Annotated in this window: 18 protein-coding genes; 4 read left to right on the top strand and 14 right to left on the bottom strand. The window is 56.7% G+C overall.

The genetic code is table 11. The features are described 5' to 3' along the window. Window positions 1-308: 308 nt before the first annotated feature. Complete coding sequence (prpC, locus tag DWU98_RS03845; RefSeq protein WP_115494096.1) at window positions 309-1,460, bottom strand: bifunctional 2-methylcitrate synthase/citrate synthase; 1,152 nt, start codon at window positions 1,458-1,460, stop codon at window positions 309-311. A 64-nt stretch (window positions 1,461-1,524) separates the two neighbouring features. Further along, on the bottom strand, window positions 1,525-2,412 hold the full coding sequence (prpB, locus tag DWU98_RS03840) for a methylisocitrate lyase (RefSeq protein ID WP_115494095.1): 888 nt from the start codon (window positions 2,410-2,412) through the stop codon (window positions 1,525-1,527). A gap of 207 nt (window positions 2,413-2,619) precedes the next feature. Here prpB and DWU98_RS03835 point away from each other — a divergent pair, with 207 nt between their 5' ends. Beyond that, window positions 2,620-3,825 carry a citrate synthase family protein gene (locus DWU98_RS03835; protein ID WP_115494094.1) on the top strand — a complete coding sequence of 402 codons (1,206 nt, stop codon included), beginning with the start codon at window positions 2,620-2,622 and terminating at the stop codon, window positions 3,823-3,825. Between the two features lie 1,374 nt (window positions 3,826-5,199). Here the strand turns inward: DWU98_RS03835 and DWU98_RS03830 are convergent. The 11 genes from DWU98_RS03830 to DWU98_RS03790 all read right to left on the bottom strand — a co-directional run bounded on the left by DWU98_RS03830 (window position 5,200) and on the right by DWU98_RS03790 (window position 18,097). Next, a complete protein-coding gene (locus tag DWU98_RS03830; RefSeq protein ID WP_158544949.1) occupies window positions 5,200-6,096 on the bottom strand; it encodes an RHS repeat-associated core domain-containing protein in 897 nt (298 codons plus the stop codon). Window positions 6,097-6,195: 99 nt separating this feature from the next. Further along, complete coding sequence (locus DWU98_RS03825; RefSeq protein WP_147293198.1) at window positions 6,196-6,606, bottom strand: hypothetical protein; 411 nt, start codon at window positions 6,604-6,606, stop codon at window positions 6,196-6,198. Window positions 6,607-6,692: 86 nt separating this feature from the next. Continuing rightward, complete coding sequence (locus DWU98_RS21880; RefSeq protein ID WP_158544948.1) at window positions 6,693-6,845, bottom strand: hypothetical protein; 153 nt, start codon at window positions 6,843-6,845, stop codon at window positions 6,693-6,695. A gap of 238 nt (window positions 6,846-7,083) precedes the next feature. Beyond that, complete coding sequence (locus DWU98_RS21600) at window positions 7,084-7,398, bottom strand: hypothetical protein (RefSeq protein WP_147293197.1); 315 nt, start codon at window positions 7,396-7,398, stop codon at window positions 7,084-7,086. Window positions 7,399-8,211: 813 nt separating this feature from the next. Beyond that, entirely contained in the window at window positions 8,212-8,625 is a 414-nt protein-coding gene (locus DWU98_RS03820) for a hypothetical protein (RefSeq protein ID WP_147293196.1), read from the bottom strand. An 80-nt stretch (window positions 8,626-8,705) separates the two neighbouring features. Beyond that, window positions 8,706-9,749 carry an RHS repeat domain-containing protein gene (locus DWU98_RS03815; protein ID WP_158544946.1) on the bottom strand — a complete coding sequence of 348 codons (1,044 nt, stop codon included), beginning with the start codon at window positions 9,747-9,749 and terminating at the stop codon, window positions 8,706-8,708. A 63-nt stretch (window positions 9,750-9,812) separates the two neighbouring features. Beyond that, entirely contained in the window at window positions 9,813-10,895 is a 1,083-nt protein-coding gene (locus tag DWU98_RS03810; RefSeq protein WP_158544945.1) for an FG-GAP repeat domain-containing protein, read from the bottom strand. 116 nt (window positions 10,896-11,011) lie between these two features. Further along, complete coding sequence (locus tag DWU98_RS03805; protein WP_158544944.1) at window positions 11,012-16,600, bottom strand: fibronectin type III domain-containing protein; 5,589 nt, start codon at window positions 16,598-16,600, stop codon at window positions 11,012-11,014. 319 nt (window positions 16,601-16,919) lie between these two features. After that, complete coding sequence (locus tag DWU98_RS03800; RefSeq protein WP_147293195.1) at window positions 16,920-17,159, bottom strand: pepsin/retropepsin-like aspartic protease family protein; 240 nt, start codon at window positions 17,157-17,159, stop codon at window positions 16,920-16,922. Window positions 17,160-17,162: 3 nt separating this feature from the next. Further along, window positions 17,163-17,549, bottom strand: a complete 387-nt coding sequence (locus DWU98_RS03795) for a hypothetical protein (RefSeq protein ID WP_115494086.1) — start codon at window positions 17,547-17,549, stop codon at window positions 17,163-17,165. 203 nt (window positions 17,550-17,752) lie between these two features. Continuing rightward, a complete protein-coding gene (locus tag DWU98_RS03790) occupies window positions 17,753-18,097 on the bottom strand; it encodes a ZIP family transporter (protein WP_115494085.1) in 345 nt (114 codons plus the stop codon). A gap of 581 nt (window positions 18,098-18,678) precedes the next feature. On the opposite strand from DWU98_RS03790, the gene DWU98_RS03785 reads away from it, so the two are divergent. Next, window positions 18,679-19,122, top strand: coding sequence for a hypothetical protein (locus DWU98_RS03785; protein ID WP_115494084.1), 444 nt, complete (start codon window positions 18,679-18,681; stop codon window positions 19,120-19,122). A gap of 31 nt (window positions 19,123-19,153) precedes the next feature. Here DWU98_RS03785 and DWU98_RS03780 read toward each other — a convergent pair whose 3' ends face one another. After that, the gene (locus DWU98_RS03780; protein WP_115494083.1) at window positions 19,154-20,122 is read right to left on the bottom strand and encodes a hypothetical protein; all 969 of its coding nucleotides are present in this window, start codon (window positions 20,120-20,122) and stop codon (window positions 19,154-19,156) included. Window positions 20,123-20,573: 451 nt separating this feature from the next. On the opposite strand from DWU98_RS03780, the gene DWU98_RS22405 reads away from it, so the two are divergent. Continuing rightward, window positions 20,574-20,699 carry a hypothetical protein gene (locus tag DWU98_RS22405; protein WP_268990228.1) on the top strand — a complete coding sequence of 42 codons (126 nt, stop codon included), beginning with the start codon at window positions 20,574-20,576 and terminating at the stop codon, window positions 20,697-20,699. Window positions 20,700-20,767: 68 nt separating this feature from the next. Continuing rightward, window positions 20,768-21,508, top strand: coding sequence for a lasso peptide biosynthesis B2 protein (locus tag DWU98_RS03775; RefSeq protein WP_147293194.1), 741 nt, complete (start codon window positions 20,768-20,770; stop codon window positions 21,506-21,508). Window positions 21,509-21,510 lie beyond the last annotated feature (2 nt).

Genomic DNA, 21,510 nt, shown 5'->3' with positions numbered 1-21,510 from the left:
TTATAGCGAAGCTCATCACCCCTATAAAAATCAATCGATTACGCGCACCGCTCTTTGCACGCGCCCACGACGAATCGTTAGCAATTGCAACGCGCATGCAACAGTGTGGACTCAAGCATTCGCGCCTTACTACAGCGCAGCTCGTTATATATTGCAGAAACAGCGCGTTACATCCGGCGCTGCCGTGACGCGCACGTGTATCGCCGATGCAACATTTTTATGTCGCGCGAAGCACCATAAAAGCCAAGCACAAGCAATAAAAAAAGGGGCACGAGGCCCCTTTTTTATAGGTCATGACAGTCAAATCATCAGCGCTTTTCGATCGGCGCATAGGCGCGATCTTCCGGCCCCACGTAGTTCGCGCTCGGACGAATGATTTTTCCATCCTGGCGTTGTTCGATCACATGCGCACTCCAACCCGAGGTGCGTGCAATCACGAACAGGGGCGTGAACATCGCCGTCGGCACACCCATCATGTGATAAGCACTAGCCGAATACCAATCGAGATTCGGGAACATCTTCTTCAGTTCCCACATCAGCTTTTCGATACGTTCGGACACTTCGAACAAGGTGGGGTTGCCCCCGTCCGTGCACAGCTTGCGCGAGATCTCCTTGATGATCTCGTTGCGCGGATCGGACACCGTGTACACCGGATGGCCGAAGCCGATGATGATCTCTTTACGTTCCACACGCGCACGGATATCGGCTTCGGCATCGGCTGCACTGCGGTAACGCGCGATAATGTCCATCGCCACTTCATTCGCGCCACCGTGCTTGGGACCACGCAGCGCGCCAATGGCGCCGGTAATGGCCGAATACATGTCCGAACCTGTGCCGGCAATCACTCGCGCCGCGAACGTTGAAGCATTGAATTCATGCTCGGCGTACAGCACCAGCGAGCGATCGAGCGATTGCGCATGCAGATCGCTGGGCTTCTTGCCATGCAGCAGGTGCAGGAAGTGCGCAGCAATCGTTTCGTCTTCAGTTTCCGTTTCGATGCGTTTGCCGTTGTGGCTGAAGTGATACCAGTACAGCAGCATGGAGCCGAAGCTCGCCATCAGGCGATCTGCGATGTCGCATGCGCCGGTAAGGTTGTGATCGTCCTTTTCTGGCAGCACGGTACCAAGCACGGAACAGCCGGTGCGCATCACATCCATCGGATGCGTGGCCGCCGGCAGCAATTCGAGGGCACTTTTCACCGGGGCGGGAAGCCCGCGCAAGCGCTTGAGCTTTGCCTTGTATGCATTGAGTTCGGCCCAGTTCGGCAATACGCCATGCACCAGCAGGTAAGCCACTTCTTCGAAGCAGCCTTTCGCAGCCAGATCGTGGATGTCGTAACCACGGTAGTGCAGGTCATTGCCGCTGCGGCCAACCGTGCACAGCGCAGTGTTGCCCGCCGCCACGCCCGACAGGGCAACGGATTTCTTCGGCTTGGGGGCGGTTGGGGATTGCTCGCTCATTGGTAGTGCTCCAGGGTGCGATTCATCGATCGTGACCGTTGGGGAAACGGTCACGGGAAAAGTGTTATTTCTTGCTGGAAAACAGCGCGTCGAGTTTGTTCTCGAAATCGTGATAGCCAATGCGGTCGTAGAGTTCCTCGCGCGTCTGCATCATGTCCACAACGTTGCGCTGATGCCCATCACGGCGGATAGCCTCATAGACAGCCTCGGCGGCCTTGTTCATCGCGCGGAATGCGGAGAGCGGATACAACACGATACCCACACCAGTGGTACGCAGCTCATCGACGCTGAACAAGGGCGTCTTGCCAAATTCGGTGATGTTGGCGAGCACCGGCACTTTCACCGCGTCAACGAAACGACGATACGTAGGAAGATCGTTGGCCGCTTCGGCAAAGATACCGTCCGCGCCTGCTTCGACGCAGGCCAGTGCACGCTCGATGGCCGCATCGACGCCTTCCACGGCAATGGCATCGGTGCGCGCAATCAAAAAGAAGTTCGAATCGGTCTTGGCATCCGCCGCTGCTTTGACGCGATCGGCCATTTCGCCCGCTGAGACAATTTCCTTGCCGGGACGATGTCCACAGCGTTTGGCGCCCACTTGATCCTCGATGTGGCACGCCGCGGCGCCGAACTTGATCAGGCTTTTCACCGTTCGCGCAATATTGAACGCGCTGGGACCGAAGCCGGTATCGATATCCACCATCAGCGGCAGATCGCACACGTCGGTGATGCGGCGGACGTCGGTGAGTACGTCATCCAGCGTATTGATGCCCAAATCCGGCATGCCCAGCGAACCCGCTGCCACGCCGCCGCCGGAGAGATAGATCGCGCGATAACCGGCACGCTTGGCGAGCAAGGCGTGATTGGCATTGATGGCCCCGATCACCTGCAAGGGCTTTTCGGCGGCAAGCGCGGCGCGGAAACGGCCGCCGGCGGAATCGAGCTGAGTCATTGCGGTTCTCCGAAACGGAAAATTGTAAGCGATGTGTCAGTGCGGCCATGTCGCGGCGCAGTAAGCGCGAGCGCGCAACGCGTTAAAAAATCGCTAGCCATGCGAGCGATCACCACATACGCAATACAGGGACGAACACCCATGGGCACCACTCTGTCACGAAGAAATATATTGATCAATCTTGATTGAAAAGATCAATATATCGGCATGCAGACCGACTACCTTTGCGCCCAGGATGCCGCAACACGGCTAGGTGTGAGCCTCGCCACGCTCTATGCCTATGTCAGCCGCGGGCGTATCGATTCCCGCCCAGGACCGGACGGGCGCACGCGCGAATACAGCGCCAGCGATATCGAACAGCTTATCGAACGCCGTCAAGCTGGACGTGGCGCTGCGCAAGGCGCAGCGCACAGCCTGGCGTGGGGTCTGCCCGTGATGGAGACGCGCATCTCGCTGATTCGTCCGCACGGCCACTACTACCGCGGCGAGTCAGCCATCGCGTTGGCAAAAGCGGGCGCAACGCTGGAAGAAACGGCGCGGCTGTTATGGGATTGCGGCGAACACGATCCGTTTGTCGACGAACCGCAGCATTCATGGCCTCCGACGATCGCGCCATTGCTTCGGCCGGACTTGCCGCCACTAGAGCGAACCATCGCCGCATTGCCTTTATTGGCGCTCGATGCAACCCATGCACACAGCGCCGATCCCATGCACCGCCGCATTGAGGCAGCGCTGCTTTTACGACAAACCGCAGCATTGCTCTGCATCGCACCGCCAAGCACGCAACCCATCCACCATGTGATGGTGACGAGCTGGCGCAACGATGACGCGGGCCTGTCCGAACTCGTTCGTTGTGCGCTGGTGTTGTGCGCAGAGCACGAGCTCAACGCATCCGCGTTCGCCACGCGTGTCGCCGCATCGACCGGCGCCAGTCTGCATGCTGCTGTCTGCGCAGGCCTTGTAACGTTATCTGGCCCCCATCATGGCGGCGCAGCCGCGCGCGCGCATGCGTTCATCCAGGACATGCTGCGCGAACGCAAACCTGCCGATCGGGTGCGCGAGCGCATGCGTCGTGGTGACACCCTGCCCGGCTTCGGACATCCGCTGTATCCGGAAAGCGATCCGCGCGCCACGGTACTGTTGGACGCCTTACACGCCACGCGTCCGCGCCCTGCAAAACTTGCTTCGATCGAGCGGTTGATCGAAAACGTCCAGACGCAATGCGGCCGCCGCCCCAATCTGGATTTCGCCTTGGCCGCGATTGCCTCGGCGTATGAACTGAGCGCTGACGTTGCGCTGGCCATTTTTGCCGCCGGTCGCATGGCAGGCTGGTTGGCGCATGCGCTGGAGCAGCAGGAAAACGGAAGCCTGATTCGCCCGCGTGCCGGTTATGTGGGGCATATGCCGCGGTGATTGGGCTTGTGCGTTCACCCATGGCGCTGGGGAGTACGCGCCAAAAAAAACGCCCGTGTGGGCGCTTTTTATGGGTGGCGGGAGAGAGGCATCCATATCGTGCTGCAAGCTATTGATCTATAAATGTTTACGAGATATATAGAAAATTTATACCAACAAATGTACCAACGCGAGCCCATTCGACCATAAGCGCTCGCAGGCGTGAACCCCGGCGGCAGCCTAGGACGTAGCAAAGGAAGGCATCGCGTCACGGCCTAGAATTGCGGGGCATCGCACCGTCTACATCATCGACGCGATTGGCGTGCGCAGTCTGCCTGGCACGCACATTATCAGCCGACGCCAATGGGGGCTTGCGAATGGCTCTACTTCGATCCGTACGCTCGCTCCTGGGTCACGCTCGCGGGCCGCAAGCGGCGCTGTCGCCTCTCCAGCCCGCTTGCACCGAAGCCCATTAAAGTCTTCGGCAGGCAATCCCTTCCCCACGGTCGGCCTCCGAATGAGACGGCCCAGCACCACGAGCCTCTACCGAACGCGTATCCGCGCCCCTGGTCGGGTCGCCAGGACGCAGCCTTGAGCTGACCTGTGCCGAGCGCCGGTTTCCAGGCCGCGCGGGGTACGCTGCCCCACGCTGCCCTGAGCCTCGATGTCACAGCGCAGCACATATTCCCCCCAGGCTCACTAGGCGCGCATGCCCCCAATTTGAATGCACTCCCCTCGCCGCAATGCGCGGCGAGAAGACAGCGTTGCTTGAAAAGCGGATAACGTTAGTAGCTGTCCGAAAACTGAAGTTTAGATGCACACTGAACGCGAGCACGAACGTGATCTATTATCTTTTTGACTTACATGAACCCACGGAGTCAACGCGCATAATTAAAGGATTTATGTCCATCCCAATTACCACTCCATACAGCCCACCTTTCACGATTACACATTTCCCAATGTAAGGAGATAACGTCGTGTTCGACCTGAGCTGCACCACACTTTGATCTGTTAATGCGTCAAAGATCTCATTTGCGCTAACAGATATAGGCCTCTCTAATGTCAAAAAATATGCATCAAATTGCATGGACGGGTCGTCAAACTTGACGTGTCTAACGCTTAACTTACCTTCCAAAGTCGATATGCAAGGCGAAAAGCAATAGGGCGATTTTTTTGCTGCCTCAGTAAACGCCATGACTGAGGTGCTTAAGATTAGGAAACTAACAAGCCCCAGAATTATTTTCATTTTCATTTGCACCTACGGATTCGAAAATGGACCGCGCCCCATATCATGAATTGCAGAGGTCGGCGCTCTATATCCTTCTTCGGTTGCCACTGCATGAACTAGCCTAACGATTTCATCGCTATTCAACGACTGTATGGTGCGGGTCTCATCTATACCTGCCATGCGCGCAATATCAGATGCATATTTGCGGGATTATTATGGTCAGATGATGGCGCATATTGGGAGATCGCCCGAGAAATATCGAGATCTCCGTAGCCTTTTTGCAAGGTCTTTACGTCAGCTGCAAAGCCTACAGAAGGGCTCGAAAACATCGCAAAAGGTTGCCTTCGAGTGACTGTATCCGTCGCAGATGTCGGAGAATAATCCCAGCCAGATGCCATCGTTGTGCTTGAAGCCCTAGCACTCCCCAGCCTTAAGTTTCCTGGATTATTATCCCTGCCATTTCTTGCCCCCGTCTGAACTATAACTGTCCCATCGGCGTATACATAATAAGCTTGTGTTGAAACGTTTAGCGCCCTGACGACAGTCACCGACGCGATCCCCACGATCTGAGCGTTGTAAACCGAATCTCCATCTCCTGCTGGGTCCCCGGGAAACTTACCGGTTGGGTCGACATTGAGAAGAGGATTGTTATTCGCATAGCCATAGCGATTGAAATTAAATTCGTTGGCTGCAGCCGGCGCAATAGGATCGACGCTAAGAAACTGTCCCGTTACTGGATCGTAATACCGCGCCTGCATGTAGACGAGAATGGTCTCCGGATCATTCACATGTCCAGTATACCCAGGGCCATTCGGATCCGGCCCGGGGTTGGTCGTTCCGGTCGGCGCAAACGTCCCATATGGCGTGTACTCAAAGGTCGCCGTGATGTTTCCATGGGCATCGGTTTCCGCCAGCGGCGTGCCTTGCGGGTCGGTGTACACGTAGGTCACCGTGCCGACGCCCTGCGCCAGCGCATGCACGCTGACGAACAGCATCAGCGATGCCATCCATCGGAGCACGGTCCTCACCCCTTTCACCGGCGGCTGGGTTGCGTTGGCACTCATGGCGTCCTGCCCCTTCCTGTTTACCGTTGATATCTGCATATCAGTCCGCGCTTACCGTCGCATCAACCGCCCGGCACGATGCCGTTGGCCACTGGCACCTTACCGACAAATTCGAAGTTGATTGGATTTTATGACCGATGAAAGCGAATCAAATCTCGTTGAAACAAAGTCATGATACTCAGCTGAAATTTCGAAGCACTTTGCGGTAATGCCATACGATTTCCTAATTTCCGAAATAGAAAATGCGCGACCAAAAACCTCGTAAGGCTTAAGTGTCAGGTAGTCAGATGACGTCGGCAACTCCTCATTTGGTGCAGATTTAAATCCGACACCATGTCCATTCTCCAACACATTAAACCTAATCAGGCCAAAGGCAGGATTCTGCGTAAATTTTGTACTCACCTTGATATCTTGGGCGGAGAGATTTTCGATGGAAACAATCATGAAATTGTCGTGGTCATGCAAATCAAGACGGAAGTCTCCGGCTATGCAATGTACCGCAACGATCATGAGACCCAATCCAATAATTATTTTACGCATAGCTCAGATTCCATTAGGTGCAGGTTTATAGCCAATCCGCTCGAAAGGCAGATCGCCTATCGCACATTATTCAAAAGTGCGATCAGCGATAACCAACTCATCAGCGTGGCTTCGTAGCCACCGCCGAGTGCGATCATGGTGCTGCGTGGCCCAAACGCGCCGAAGCCGTAGGGCGTGAACCCGTTGCCGGCGCTATCCCAAATATCCAAATCCTACGCGCTACTGGTCGAGATCACGGAGACGCGGTTGTAAGGGGGTGTAGTAACTTATGAAGATCGGGTAATAGCCGCAGGTGACGCTGGCGGTGTTCGTTTCGACGTACTCCGTTGCGGATCGGCCAATCGCTGAATTGGCAGGTGCTTGAGTTGAACCAGAGCAGGTCCTGTCGCTTAACTACACCCCGTCTTGCGCGCATCGCGATACTAGGTAAGATTTTTCGGGGCTCTCTCAACAACCTGAGGTGCTTGCGATCAACTTTACTCTAGAAACCTTTTTTGATGACAGCGAGTCCACAAAATTAGCAATAGTCTCATAGTCAATATAACCACCACCACCCTCTTCCACCGTCCAATGCAACCCTTGCTTAGATAATAAATATCCATTTGGAATAATTTTTAAATGCATCTCATCGGAAGCGTCAACCATTAGCAATGCAGATTTTGTTCGGGCCGCCGAAAACAGGACAACATTGTACGTTTTTTCTCGATGAGTAGGGTTTATCAAGGCACCTTGATGAAACGATACGGACGCGACGCCATTCATGCTTAATCCAACGTACTTCAATACATGCGAACGAATGTAACCGTCACTAAGCAAACAATGTATTGAACGATACATCGGCGCTTTATCATCAGCGGCTCTTCCACACAAAGGGATGGCGACCATACACAAGAACAAGACCGCTCGGCACTTAAAATTATTTTCCATAAGTGAATATATATGTGTAAGGAGTGGGAGAAACGTAGGGACCGGACATCGTGTGCACAGCTTGCCCCCAGAATGGATGATTACCCGCGGACTGCTCTTGAGTGCGCATGTTATAGCCAATAGCACCGTCTGTAGGATCTACGTTATTTAAGGCCTCCCCAACAGCCTGTCTGACAGTAACGAGAACCTTGTCAAAGCCAGCGACGTGCCCAGGCCCTGGGCCAGCGCATGCACACTGACGAACAGCATCAGCGATGCCATCCATCGGAGCACGGTCCTCACGCCTTTCACCGGCGGCTGGGTTGCGCTGGCACTCATGGCGTCGTCTGCTTTTCGTCTACGCGAGCCATTCTTGCAATGTCCGCTGCATATATCGCCTATCGCACATTATTCAAAAGTGCGATCAGCGATAACCAACTCATGTGCACACGCCTTCAGCAGCAACCCGCACCCCGCGCATCACATTTTCGCACTGCCATCGAAGCCAAACTACGGCAAGCCAAGGCTCAACATCAACCAAAAGCGACCTGACTCCTGGTCGAATTTCACAGATTGATATCCGACACGAAGTTGCCGACGACGTAAACCCAGTCCGTGCAAGCTCAATGGACCGATGTAGTTAGCGCTTCTTTTTCGTTACATGAGCATTTATGGCTTTGGTTTGCTGGAGGACTTTCCGCCCTCCTTAAAGCATAAAGTCATGGAGTTTGAAGTGATTTTCTTATCGTATGCATTAAATTGCGAAGCGACTCCATCGTCGTACGATGCACTTATCGCATAACACCCAATTGTCATCCCATATAGAGCTTTAATAAACGAGATGTCGTATTCAGCACCCACCATTTGATACGGATATAGGGTGATATAAAGCCCTTCATTTGGCGCTTCGGTGCTTCCTTCCGCGCGCAGATCCAATACACTCCCATTGTGCTCCACCCTGAAGCGTATCGGTCCGATCAGTGAGCTTATCGAAAATAAATGACTTACTTTTACGTTATGGTCGCTAGAATTCTTGATAACCAGCATTAGGTTTGTTTTATCCTTTTGCAGTATCAAACTCACATCCTTCGCCAATGACGTGCGGGGCACCAATGAGCTCACGAGGACAACTATTAAAACACTTTTTAATGCTCTCATAATCCTCACCATGGCTTGTAGATACCGCTATCAACGTTTTTCTTGTTGGTTGGAGTGAGACCGTTATAGTAACGCATTAGATTACTTCTCTCTTGATCAATTTCACCCTGCGTTAATCCGTATGGCAAAAACCTCGCGATGTTGGACGGCTTAAGTTCGTATCTATACGCCTGAACCTCCCTCATCCAGCTTGGTTGATCTCTATAATCGACGGTATAGGCACCCTTAAGCTGCAAATCCCAGTGACCTTCCACTTCATGCGACAGGATTAGCCCGATACCGCCAAATGATCGGTTCGAAAATAAGTTAGGGCCAACGATCAGCTGAGCTTGCTGCAGTGTGTCAGCATTATCTTGAATGGCAGGGTTGTAAAATACGGTTAGTCCACTGTAGTCAATGTTGAAGAAGCTCATAGTTTGCATTGCCGCTATAGCTCTTGAACAATTTCTGCAAAAATATTTTTTCATCGATTTTGGCGTACCGTTAGGAGCATTATTATTTGCCTTGGTTACTGCCAAATTTCCCGTGCCGCTTACAGAGCCGCTTAGTTGTGCGTTGTAGGCTGAATCGCCGGCGTCACCCCCGGGATCTCCGGGGAACTTCCCGTTGGGATCAATGTTCGCGATTGGGTTATTGTCGCCGTAGTCGTATCGATTAAAGGAGAACTCGTTACCAACACCGGGCGTCACCGGGTCCACACTTAAAAAACGCCCCGTTACCGAATCGTAATACCTCGCCTGCATATAAACGAGATTGCTCTCCGGGTCATTCACGTGCCCGGTATAGCTCGGACCCGTCGGATCCGGCCCCGGGTTAGTCGTTCCCGTCGGCGCATAGGTCCCATACGGCGTGTACTCAAACGTCGCCGTGATGTTTCCATGGGCGTCGGTTTCCGCCAAGGGCGTACCCTGCGGGTCGGTGTACACATAGGTCACCGTGCCCAGGCCCTGGGCCAACGCATGCATACTGACGAACAGCATCAGCGATGCCATCCATCGGAGCACGGTCTTGATCCCTTTCATCTGCGGCCCGCTTGCGTTGGCACTCATGGCGTCCTGTCCTTTCCTGGTTACCGTTGATATCCGCCCATCCATCGATCTGCGCTCTGCGCTTTAACCGCCCGGCACGATGCCGTTGGCCATGGCTCCAATCACCTTCCACCCGGATGGAATCGAGAAGCTCGGGCAGGTGTAAGGCAACGGGGCCGGCGTGCTTTCGTAGCCGCTGCCGCCCATCGGCGGGCAGGCCTCGATTTGCGTGGCGCCGTGCTGGTAGATCACGCCGGTCATGTTGGTGCCGCGGCCTTCGATGAGAAAGCCGGCGGAACTCCACGGCAGGCGGTAGTTGTTGTCGAGCCACCACTCGGTGGTTTGCCAGAGCGTTTGTTGGCCGACGGCGTTGAAGCTGCGGTCCAGTTCGAGGCCGTACGCGGTGGCGTTGGAGCCGATGTAGATCAGACTCATCAGCGTGCCTTCGTAGCCACCGCCGAGTGCGACCATGGTGCTGCCTGGCCCAAACGCACCGAAGCCGTAGGGCGTGAACCCGTTGCCGGCGCTGTCCCAGATCTCCAGATCCTGCGCGCTGCTGGTCCAGATCACGGAAATGCGGTTGGAGGGTGTGTAGTAGCCGATGGAGATCGGGTAATAACCACAGGTGACGCTGGTGGTGTCGGTCTCGACGTGCACGCCGTTGCGCATCAGCCAATAGCTGAATTGGCAGGTCGTGGCGTTGAACCAGAGCAGGTCGTCCTGGCCATCACCATCGACATCGCCTGCGCCCACCAACAGCCAACCGGCGTCGTAGGTGCCGAGCGAGGAGGTGGTGAAGCCGCCGCTGCCGTTATTGGTCCACAGGACCAGGTCGTGGGCGCTGCTGGTCAGCACCATGTCCGCCAAGCCATCGCCGTTGAAATCGCCGATGGCGCCGACGAAGTAGCCGGGTGTCACGTTGAAGGTTTGTGAGCTCAGCTTGGTGACGGTGCCGTTCGCATCGTTGGTGTTCATCAGCCAATAGCCGACCTGGCTGGTGGCGGTGTCGAACAGGAAGATGTCCGACACGCCGTTGCCGTCGACGTCGCCGGGGACGTGCAGGCCTGAAGGTACAGGCGTGCTTACGCGAAGTGCAGGCAACGTACCGAAGGAAACATCCTGCGCGTTCAGGGATGTTGCACCAAAGACAAGCGCAAGCATGCTCATCACACTTAACCATCGTCTGCTACGCATACCTTTCTCTCCAAATGATGAGCATTACCAATGCCTGGCCTTATTTGGCGATCCGGCCATCCATAGCCTTCGCATCCTATTACCGCCCCTCATGGGACAAAGATGCCACTCCACTCGCTCCACGCGGAACATCCCGTGCTGTTGCAGGCTTGCACTTGGAAGTCATAGGTCACTTCGTTGTTGCCGATCTCTGAGAATGTCGTCGCACTGCCGGTGTAGACCGGCTCTGGACTTGTAACGGTGCCATTTTCTGCCGTTGACTTCATTTCAAGTTTGTAGCTGGTTGCATTGGCCATGGCTGACCACGACACGTGCATTGTGTATTTGCTGGTTGATCCCGTCAGAGTGATTGATGGCAATGGTGTGCCCGGGATAAGCGTCACGGTCTCGGTGACGACATTGCTCCACGGTCCGCAACCCCCGCCGTTACAGGCCTGCACGCGATACTGATACGTACCGTTGCCACGACCGCTCGTACTCCAGCTCGTCGCACCGCTCGACTGCACGGTGGCATATGCACCGCTATTGACGCTTTCCTGCAAGGTGTAACTGGTCGCCGTGGCCACCGCGCTCCAACTCACACCGTAGCTGCCCGTGTTGCTCGTACCGCCGCCACTCAAGGACGATGCACCGGGCGGCAATAAGACTGTGGTGGTGACGGTGTTGCTCCATCCGCTGCAACCGGCCACATTGCAAGCCTCCACGCGGTAGGCGTACGTCGCATCCGTTTGGCCCGTGGCGTCATAGGCCGTGCCGGTACTGGTCTGCACGGTGGTCCAGGCACCGCCGTTGACTTGCATCTGTACGGTGTAACTGGTGGCTTCGTTATTGCCCGACCAGTCGACGATGTAGATGCCGCTATTGCTGTTGACGGTTTGCACCGAGGCCGTTGGCGCAGGCGACGGCGGCAGCGTCACCACCATTGGTCCGCCCGCGACCCAACTCGTGCACGCATTGCCACCGCCAGCGGTGTTGCAGGCTTGCAGCTGATACACGTAGCTGCCCGCTGCCAAGCCCGTGACGTTCGCGCTGGTGGTCCCTGTGAGGGGCACCGTCGCCCAGGTGCTGCCGCCGTTGGCGCTTTGCTGCAGCGTGTAACTGGTGACCGGTGATGCGGCGGTCCAGCTGATCGTGGCACTGCCGCTATAGCTGGTGCCGGGCACGCTGAGCGTAGGCGTCGGGGTAGGTGTCACGCCATAGCTGGTGTTGACCGTCACCACCGGCGAGACCGCCCAGCCGGCCGTGCCCGTCACCTGCCGGTTATGTGCCTGCACGCGATAGGTGTAACTACCGGTCACGTTCCCCGGCTGCGCGATTGAATTGCTGGTGGTGCCGGTGGCAAGGGCCGTCCAGGTGGTGCCACCATCGGTGGAGACCCCCACGTCATAGGTGTCGGCGCCTGGCGGTGCGCTCCAGCTGACGGTGTAACCGCCGTTGTCCGTTCCGGTCGGCAACGGGCCGAAGGTCGGGATGCCCGGCCATACAGCCACCTGCACGGCTGCCCACCCACTGCAGCCGGCGCTGCTGCACGCATTCAACTGATACCACTGCGCGCCACCGGTGGTGAGCGTCTGCGTGGTCGAGGTGGCGCTGCCGTTGTACACCGTGGTGGTGCCGCTCAAGCCGTTGGTGGTTTGCAGCGTGTAGCTGGTCGCATCGGGCACGGCGTTCCAGCTCACCGTGAAGGGCGTGCCGGCGGTCGGATTGGCGGGGCTGGTCGTGACGCCGGTCGGTATCTCCACCTGTTGCATCACGTCTTTGGCGATCAGTTTGGTGCCCAGATAGACGTAGTTCGTGCCCGTGGCGGTGGCCGGATCGAACTCGTACATCAGCTGGCCGGCCTGGTCATACATGTAATACGCCGACACCGCGCCGCTGGTATTGGTCTTGGTGACACGGCGGCCGGCGGCATCGTAGAAATAGCTTTCCACACCCGACACATTCAGCAGCTGATTCTCGACATCGAAATTATACGTAGTGGTCGCACCACCGCTGCTGAGGCTGTTGCGGTTGCCCTGGTTGTCATAGCCGTAGACGGTGGTGGTCGTGGCGCCTTCGGACACGCTCGCCAATTGATTGCTGGCGTTGTAATTGAGCGTCAGCGTGTTGCCGCCGGTGACGCGGCTGCGCAGGTTGTTGAGTGCATCGTAGGTGTAGCTTTCCACGCCATAGAGGCCGCTGGCCGTCGCACTGGTGAGCCGGTTGAGGGCGTCATAGGTGAAGGTCTTGCCGCGCGTGCCGTTCGGCACGTCGTCGGCGACGTTGGTGATGTTGCCGTTGGCATCGTAGGTGTAGCCCTCGTTGATGGCTGCGCTGCCGCCCATGCCATCGCTGAAATTGCTCAGCAATTGGCGCGTGTTCTGCTGCGCGGTATAGCTGGCGCCACTGCCGTAGGTGAAGCCGGCCACCTGGTTGTTGGGGAAATAGCTGATGCCCGTGGCATAGCTGCTGACTTGGGTCGCACGACCCAGCGCATCCGGGCTGTACACCACCGTCTCGATCGCGTTGTTGTAGGACGGATAGGCAACGGCACTGGCGTGGCCATAGGCGTCATACGCATAGCCCATCGCCCAGGTGTAGCCCGCGCCTGGCAACCCCAGCGCCTCGGTGGTCAGCAGGTTGCGCGTGTCGTAGGTGAACGCCTGTTGCGTGCCGCCGGTACCGTTCGTCTGTGAGCTGACGAACACGATGTTGCCGACGGCGTCGTATTGGTAGTTGGTGACCTGCGTCCCAGCCGGCGGCTGGATGGTCAGCACCCGGTTCATGGGATCGTACGAGCGGGTCGTCGCATTGGCCGGCTGCGTACTGACACAGGCCGAGCCGGGCGGTTGACCTTGAATGCTCCAGGCCAGGTTGTTGGCAGGGTCATAGCCCATCAACGTGGTGCCGCTTTCCGGTTCGCTGATGGCGCACAGGCGATGGACGCTGTCATACGCCAGCGTCTTGGTGACGCTGTCGTTTTCGCTGCCGTAGGCGCCCGATTGCGTGATCGAGGTGGGGTTGCCGTAGATGTCGCGCGCGATCAGCTGAGTGACGCCGCCCGGCGCGCTGACGGAGACGGGGTCTTTGTAGTCCGGTTCGTCGAACACCTGGTAGTAGGTGGTGGTGACGTTGCCCTTCGGGTCGGTCACCTGCTTGCCGGCGCCGGAGAGATACGCGGTGGTGGTGGACAGCGAACCCAGCTCGCTGTCCTCTTGCGTGAGGGTTTCGCGCTCCAGCGCATCGTAGGTGTGATGGGTACCGGTGCTGAGGCCGGTGATGGCCGGCTGGCCGTACACCGGATAGGAGGCGAAGGTGGTGGCGCCGGTCCAGTCGTAGCTGGTGGCGGTGGTTATGTCCTGGCTGCCGTTGGAGGTATCGCTCAGGATCGGGCGCAGTTTGGTATCGAAGTACGTGGTGGTGACGGCGTTGCCGACCGTGGTCACGCGATCCCAATGGCCGGCCGCAATGCCTCGCTCGGCGCTGTTGACGAAGGTGTAGCTGAAGGTCTTCGGATACCACGACACCTTATCGTTGGTGGGATAGGTGATTTGCTGGATGCGCCCGATCGGATCGTAGCTGTATTGGGTGGTGTTGTTGTTCTGGTCGGTGATGGAGGTGATCTGGCGAAGATCATCAACGGTCAGCAATTCCGTGCCACCATCGGGATAATCGATTTCCTGCGGCACACCGAGCTTATAATTGCCTAACGCGGTGACGTTACTGTCACCATCCATGAACGTCAGCAATTGACCTGAATTGTCGTAGCTGTAGGTCATCATCAGCTCGCCGAAGCGGTAACGTTTAATCAGCAGATCGGTGCCCGTGTCGTACTTATTGAATAGCTCGGTTTCGCCGGTGGTGTTGTTCAGCACGCTCACGACCGGATCGAGCACCCACAGGTTCGGGTCGTCCAGGTAGGTGGTGGTTTCTTCGATCGGCTGTTGGCCGCCGATCGAATTGGAGCGCGTGACATCGATGGGATGGGCGTAGTTGTCGTACTTCGCCGCTGACCAGGTGTAGGTGTCGCCTTCTTCCTGGGTTTGACGTATCTGCAGCGGCGCCAATTCCGTGGTTTGCTGGATGTTATTGCGGTCTTGCAGGTCTTCGCCGTATTGCGTAGGCCAGGGGCCACCGGTCGGGTTGGCATAGGTATTGGTTTCGGTGCGCAGCACATTATTCCCAGCGGCGGCACCGCTGTAATAAGTGGTGCTCAGCAATTGTCCTTCGGTGTAACCCCACTTGTTACTGTAGCTGTAGACAACATCGTTGCCATTGGGATCGGTGACATCCGTCCAGACGGTCGATGCACACGTGCCACTCGCGGCACAGGCGTCAGCGGTAGAGCTCGCATTGGCTGCGGAATAGTTGTAGCTCCAGGTCTCGGCGGGAACGCCCGCACCGGAAAAACTTTTGCTGGTGATAGTGGGCTGATAATACTGCTCCGGATACTGGTAATACGGCGAATCCGTGCCGGACCCCGTTGGTCCCCAGCATATATGTTGGACATAGGATCGACCGTGCGGCAGCACTTGTAGCGTGAAGGTTCCGGTTAGCCCAGACGGGTGAGTGATGGTTCCTGTGACGGTGGCTTCGGCGACGGTGCCCAGGTTGTTGGCGCTGCAATCACCACTCGCTATCGTAGTCATGGGCGTCGTTTGAAAAGCGCCCAGGTTGTAGGACCACGCGCTCCCATCCGGCAAGCTCACGCTTGTAAGCGTGGGAAGATCCGGATTGCTCGTGTTGTACGCATACGTCCAGGTGCGCGGGGCAACATTGGTGCCGGAGGTGTTCGCCGTGATGGAAGTGATCAGGAAACCCGTGGAATCGTAATTGATCGTGACCGAGCGACCATCGCTGGCGGTGATGCTGGTGAGATTGCCGTTAGTGTTGTTGTAGCTGTACGTCAGCGAATTACCGAAACGGTCCACCACTTGCGTCACGTACATGAAGGCGTCGTTGCGCTGCAAGGGATTCAGACCGCCCACCCCCGTTCCTCCGGAGTCCAACGTCGTCATCGAGCGGAGCACTAGATGCGTAAAGGTGTATTGCGTGCCGTCGGGCGCCAGCGCGATAAAACCTTGACCGCCATCGTCCGCCGCATTGGACGCCGTACAGGCGATCATCCAGTTCTGCTTGGTAATGATGCTGTAGGTCGATGTACCTGCTGCGGGCGCCAATGCGTTGGCGGGCGCGCGTGTCATCAAGTCCTGACTGCCCTCACCGGGCACAATCAAGTGATAGCCATACCACCATTGATCCGGATACCACTCATCTCCGTTCTTGGTCGGCGACGGCTGCGCCGGTGGGCTGAAGTTGGAGCAACGACTGCCGATTGTCAGGCCACTGGTGATCCAACCTGTATTACCGCCTTGGATTTTGGCGACAACGACCGTCTCAATGCGAGGAATGTCGAGATCCCAGTCAGCAAAAGGCCGGTCTGCATCGAAGGAATAGCTCAGTGGATTGGTCGTGGACAACGAGCGCGCTATCACTATCGCGGGTCCATTACCGGCAAGACTCACATCTGTTTCCTCAAAGGAAAGCTCGCCGTTATACGGGCTGATGTTTTCGCCAAAGGGATTCGCGCCCAATGGCTGAATGTCTTGATTGACCTTGATCAGTTGCTGGTATTCCTGGTCGGGCGTAACGGTCGATTGCGACCTCGCCAGACCCGACGTCCCAAGTGCCCATGCCAAGCACAGGCACACTCCAATCCTGCCCCAATCCCGGGCTTCCCTATGCATCGACTTCCCCTTTTCCCTAAGCCTGCGCTACGTAGGCTCTGGCGGATTTAAATCAACGGTACGTGAAGACATTGTGAAGACGACTTCACGATGTCAAGCCACAGTCCTTCGCAAAATTTGCAGGACACAAGTAATTCGCATTTCGATTAAAAGGGATGACGCTTTCGTAATTTCTATCGGATGACCTACTACGGAAACGCGCGATATAAATGCGAAAGGGTCTCAGACGGCCAATTTCCACCACCGACAGATCGAATTAGCGATCTGCACTTCAGGCACTTCGATGATGCGGGACAGCGACCTCTACATCAGCGTCTTCCACCACGCGCCAATCTCGGTGCGCCTTGTGCCAGCGCTCAAGCGTTCCCGTGGTGATATAGCTTGTGACGCCCTCTCCCTCCACGGTCGGCGTGCCGCTAATTCGAGCAGCAGCCGGCGTGGGAAACGACGACGCGCCCGTGTCGAGCAGCATGTCTAATGGCTGGCCATCGACACGAATCGTGATGCGCACGAATCACGAGGCCTGGGTGCCGTCAGCGTCGCGCGGGAAGCCTAACGGAGTCCGCTGCGCCACCGCGTCAGGCTTCCACACGTCACTTTCGAACGTCAGGCGACGCTTGGGGTAATCAAAGGTCCAAGTGCGGCCCGTCAGATAGCCCGCACTGAGCTGCCCATCGTAGTTGCTGTCCGCCGGCTGGGGGAAAACCAGCAGCGCCGCGCCGCATGGTGCCTCACCCGGTGGTGGCAGGCCAAGCCCGACTTGGTAGTCGGGCAGGCGGACAACTGGTGGATGCCGACCATCTGCTGTGCATGCGATAGACTTCAGGTGCAATCGTTGCGCCGTGAACTTGCCGATCCAATACATGCCGCCACTACCACCGCCACCGGTATCGACCAGCAATTTCAGCCGCTGACCGGCGCGGTGCGGGTCTCTGGCACGGCGAAGAGGTGTCCTGCCTCATAGCCAGTCGGCACAACCTGCGGCTTTACAGCTCGCGTTGAGTCGCTGACAAGCCACAGAGCAGCGGAAATTACTACAACCATAGGTCAATACATCCCTGATATCACTGGTATCGACTTTTCATGCAGGCCGGAGCACATCACTCAACCCTGCCTTTCAGCATTGGCCGGGCCTTTTGACGTAACCCAGCCTGTAATTAAGTTGGCGCCGATAGCTGCGACAACACCAGGAAAAACGAACGCCCACACACCGGCAATGCTCTTGGCCCTGTCGTGCATCGTCTGGTCAATCTTTTTAGACTGCGCCAACAGGTCGAAAAGAGTCCCCATGTCGACAAAAAGACCGAACGCGAACGATGCAAGCAGAACAAGGGCGATACCGACCAATAAGTTGCCGTAGCGCCACGGTTCCTTGCCTTTTATAAACTTCAAAAGCACAACGCCAAGGATACAAAGTCCAAAGCCTATCCAGTTTTCAAAGGCCGTCATATTTCCCCCTGCGTCTTGAGTTTTAGGTCGATGACCAGCTTAAATCAATGACAGTTGTGAGTGCTATGCTTCGCTCATCTAAGCGCAATCGTCTAATTGCCCACCTACGCCAACCGCGTGGTGATCAGACTGCACGTGTAGCCGGAAGCGGCGCTGTTACTCGGGTCGATGTTGCACGGGCGCCGTTGACCGGCACACTTACGGATTAGGAACGCAGAGATGGAGGAGCTGCGACCACTACGCGTTCGTTATCGCTCAGCACGAAGAAGTATCTGCCGTGGCTGGAAAGATGCGCAGAGTGCGTGGGCTAAGCCTCGATTGATCGTCCATGGACACATCAGTGGAGAGCCCGCGCCCCTCGTCGGTGGAGCGAACGATTTTTGGGGGGCAGCGTCGGGCGCAGTATCGTCTGACACGTCCGCACGTATACCGTGACGGCCGGCGGCAAAGCCTCGAATACCTCCGACGGTTAAACTTATTGCAAATAGGATCCTCCTTCCATTTATCTATCTCCCTGTAGCGATTGCGCTGTACTAGCATGCATCCGGGCTCCACGGTGTTACCCAGGTTGGAGAAGGTCGATGCAAACTGCACAAAAGCTTGTAGGGATAATAGCCCTGGTAGCCTGGTTGATTATTTCAGCCTTCTCCATCTATGGCTTGGTGAATACAGAACATATATCTCAGGCTGCTGGGCCATTGGTGACCCGTCTCGGCTATGCGTGGGACGCCGACAGTTGGAAGGACCATTGGATGTTCCACAACTTATACACGCTTACCTGTGGTCTTCTCGGCTTTTTAGGGGCAGCACTGGTATTCCGAACGAAGCCTACCGGCTTTTTGATCGAGGCCGCGGCTGCATTACTGTGGTTTCTTCTCCCCTACAGCATGCAACTACTTGGCCTTCGCAGGTTTGGATACGAATTCGTAAGCTTAAGCAGCAATCTACAGTTACTAGCGTTCTTCTTTGTCTTCGTTGTCGGATACATTTTATTCAAACAGAAGGAACAGTCGCCGGGTACCTGATGATTCCCGTGTGAAGCTGATAAAAGAAGCGCTACACAGCGGTCATGTCCAGTAGATCAGGGCGGCGCTCGTCGTCATCAATGCATGCGGCCCCAATTTGACCATCGAGGAACAACTCTGGGCGTGAGAGTCGATATCGTTCCATGGCCGTCCAGAGTGTCGAAGGGTCGCGCCCAAGGCGCTCGGCAATCTCGGTCAAAGTCGCGATGCCGTTTTGCATCGCCTTCCACGTGATTAATGCCCTGGCCAATACGTGCTCCCGCCGTCGAGAGCGAGAAAGCACCAATCGAAGTGATACTCCCTGTCTTCGCACAACGCACGCGATGATGTCGTCGAGCACCATCTGTGGGCGCATGGGCCCGGTGTACCCCTTAGCCGCGGCGATAAATACATCATCGCCGACGGCGCGTGGTTCCTCCTTGCTTCCGTGTTCGAACAGCCACGCTATTTCTGGATCGTCCTCATCCGCGGTCCAATCGCGATATTTGATCGGCCCCGACCCACGCGCATGGGTAAGCATTTCCACCGTAACGTGCGTGGACAGCCATGGAATCCGTTCCTCGTGCAGGTAGCCGCGTTCTCCGCTCCATGCGTAATCACCCGGCGACGCAACTAAGCCGGCACGGACGGGCGCCCGATGGATATATCGAACCAGATGCAAGAGATAGGGCGAGCGCTGCACAAGCAATGCGTGGTGGTGATGCTCGAACAGGTGGCCGGTTCGCTTCTGCTTGCCATGCAGATACTTGGCGTATTGGCCGGCCAGGTGTTGCACGAAACGACCGATGCGCACATCCGTGATCTCGACCGCCAGGAGCGCTCGGTTTTCCAACCAGCAGAATGCATGCATGTGGCAGCGATTACGTCGTAACGACGTCGCTGCGCAAAGCCCTAACTCGCTGTAGTCTTCCACGTCGTTAACGATTGCGTTACCGCCATTACCCTTCAACGCAACGTAGTAGAGTCCGCGTGGAACGTGCAGTCTCGCCAGACGCGTCATTGCCTCTGACTCCCTAGATTCCTACACCCCTAGATCCCTTACATCCTCTGGCTCGTATACGCTGTCACCTCCGACATTTCTGACGCCTACGTCTCTCTTTTGAGGTTCTGCTTAGGCCGTCGGATCACGCCCCGGGCTGGATCGGTGATGTGATACGAGCCCGCGCTACTTCGGACCTCCCGTAATTGCAACTTTCCATGCTCGGACACGACGGCTCGCGGGCTACGGTCATGTCCTGTTTCCAATAATCCAATGTAAGACACCATACAGTCGCCGAGGCCTGCAAGCCAGCCATGCCGCCGGCTGCGGCCGATTCCGGTGATCGCTGAAAACTCCGATGAGCAGCACGTATTGACATGGCATCGCTAGCCCTCGTAGATGGACTCGCCAGACGATTGCGAAGCTGGCATTCATCCACCGAGCAACACGTCGCAAGACTGGAGGTAACACCATGAATGCGAACCATGAAGAACTACTGGAATTGGGCACCGTGTCCCAGGACACCCATGGCAGTACGACGCCGCCCAACAATGATGGCGGCGTTCTCTTCAAGCCTCAACCCGGAACGGCCGCCTGATCAAACTAGTCTCACGTCAGAACGGGTGTGCGGCGTTGCCGCACACCCCTGCGAAGGAGACCACTCCTGTGGCGCGCTACTCCTTATCCGCACACGCCTATGTCTGCACGATCGAGGATCATGCCATCGTCCTCGACCTTAATCGTGACACCTATTTTGCCGTCACGAACGCACAAGCAAGTGCGCTCGTTGGACTCGTCGAAGGCTGGCCGCGACCGGCTGGATGGCGTGTTCCATTGGGCACAGATGATCAAGAGATCCGTGAATCCGCGATTCGGGCGCTGAGCAAAAGGGGCGTGCTCGCTGTTGAGCCTTCGTCGGGCAAAAACGCGGCGCCGGTTCGGGTCCCGTCTCCCCAAGCCGCGTTGCTCGGCACGTCGTTACTTCACACGCTTCTAGATGACCCCGCCGTTCGCCCCCCTCGTGTGCGCCTTATGGATATCGCTATGTTTATTCTCGCCTATGTGCGCGCTTCCTATCGCCTGAGTCACACAAAGCTTACGGAGGTCGTTGAAAGAGTGCGGCTGCGTCGCGCTCTGATGATTGAGGCGCCCGACAATGATGTCCTGCGGAAGCTTGTGCACCGGTTTCGCCTGATCCGGCCCTTTGTCTACACTGCTTCGAACCGATGCCTCTTTGACTCTTTGGTACTCATCGAGTACCTCGCGTGCTACGGCATTTATCCCTTGTGGATATTCGGCGTCACAGCACGACCATTCTCGGCCCATTCCTGGGTACAGAACGGCCACGTTGTATTGAACGACACTCCGGAACACGTGGGGCGGTTCACGCCCATCATGGTTGCTTAGCC

The sequence above is a fragment of the Dyella monticola genome, from assembly GCF_003363155.1.
In the GTDB taxonomy this organism is placed as follows: domain Bacteria; phylum Pseudomonadota; class Gammaproteobacteria; order Xanthomonadales; family Rhodanobacteraceae; genus Dyella_B; species Dyella_B monticola.
Note: the sequence above shows the minus strand (reverse complement) of the source record. Positions and strands in the feature narration are given on the sequence as shown.

Bases quoted from the DNA above. Each gene is read 5' to 3' on its own strand.
- prpC (WP_115494096.1), bottom strand. From the start codon at position 1,460: ATGAGCGAGCAATCCCCAACCGCCCCCAAGCCGAAGAAATCCGTTGCC.
- prpB (WP_115494095.1), bottom strand. From the start codon at position 2,412: ATGACTCAGCTCGATTCCGCCGGCGGCCGTTTCCGCGCCGCGCTTGCC.
- DWU98_RS03835 (WP_115494094.1), top strand. From the start codon at position 2,620: ATGCAGACCGACTACCTTTGCGCCCAGGATGCCGCAACACGGCTAGGT.
- DWU98_RS03830 (WP_158544949.1), bottom strand. From the start codon at position 6,096: ATGAGTGCCAACGCAACCCAGCCGCCGGTGAAAGGGGTGAGGACCGTG.
- DWU98_RS03825 (WP_147293198.1), bottom strand. From the start codon at position 6,606: ATGATCGTTGCGGTACATTGCATAGCCGGAGACTTCCGTCTTGATTTG.
- DWU98_RS21600 (WP_147293197.1), bottom strand. From the start codon at position 7,398: ATGAATGGCGTCGCGTCCGTATCGTTTCATCAAGGTGCCTTGATAAAC.
- DWU98_RS03815 (WP_158544946.1), bottom strand. From the start codon at position 9,749: ATGAGTGCCAACGCAAGCGGGCCGCAGATGAAAGGGATCAAGACCGTG.
- DWU98_RS03810 (WP_158544945.1), bottom strand. From the start codon at position 10,895: ATGAGCATGCTTGCGCTTGTCTTTGGTGCAACATCCCTGAACGCGCAG.
- DWU98_RS03790 (WP_115494085.1), bottom strand. From the start codon at position 18,097: ATGACGGCCTTTGAAAACTGGATAGGCTTTGGACTTTGTATCCTTGGC.
- DWU98_RS03785 (WP_115494084.1), top strand. From the start codon at position 18,679: ATGCAAACTGCACAAAAGCTTGTAGGGATAATAGCCCTGGTAGCCTGG.
- DWU98_RS03780 (WP_115494083.1), bottom strand. From the start codon at position 20,122: ATGACGCGTCTGGCGAGACTGCACGTTCCACGCGGACTCTACTACGTT.
- DWU98_RS22405 (WP_268990228.1), top strand. From the start codon at position 20,574: ATGAATGCGAACCATGAAGAACTACTGGAATTGGGCACCGTGTCCCAG.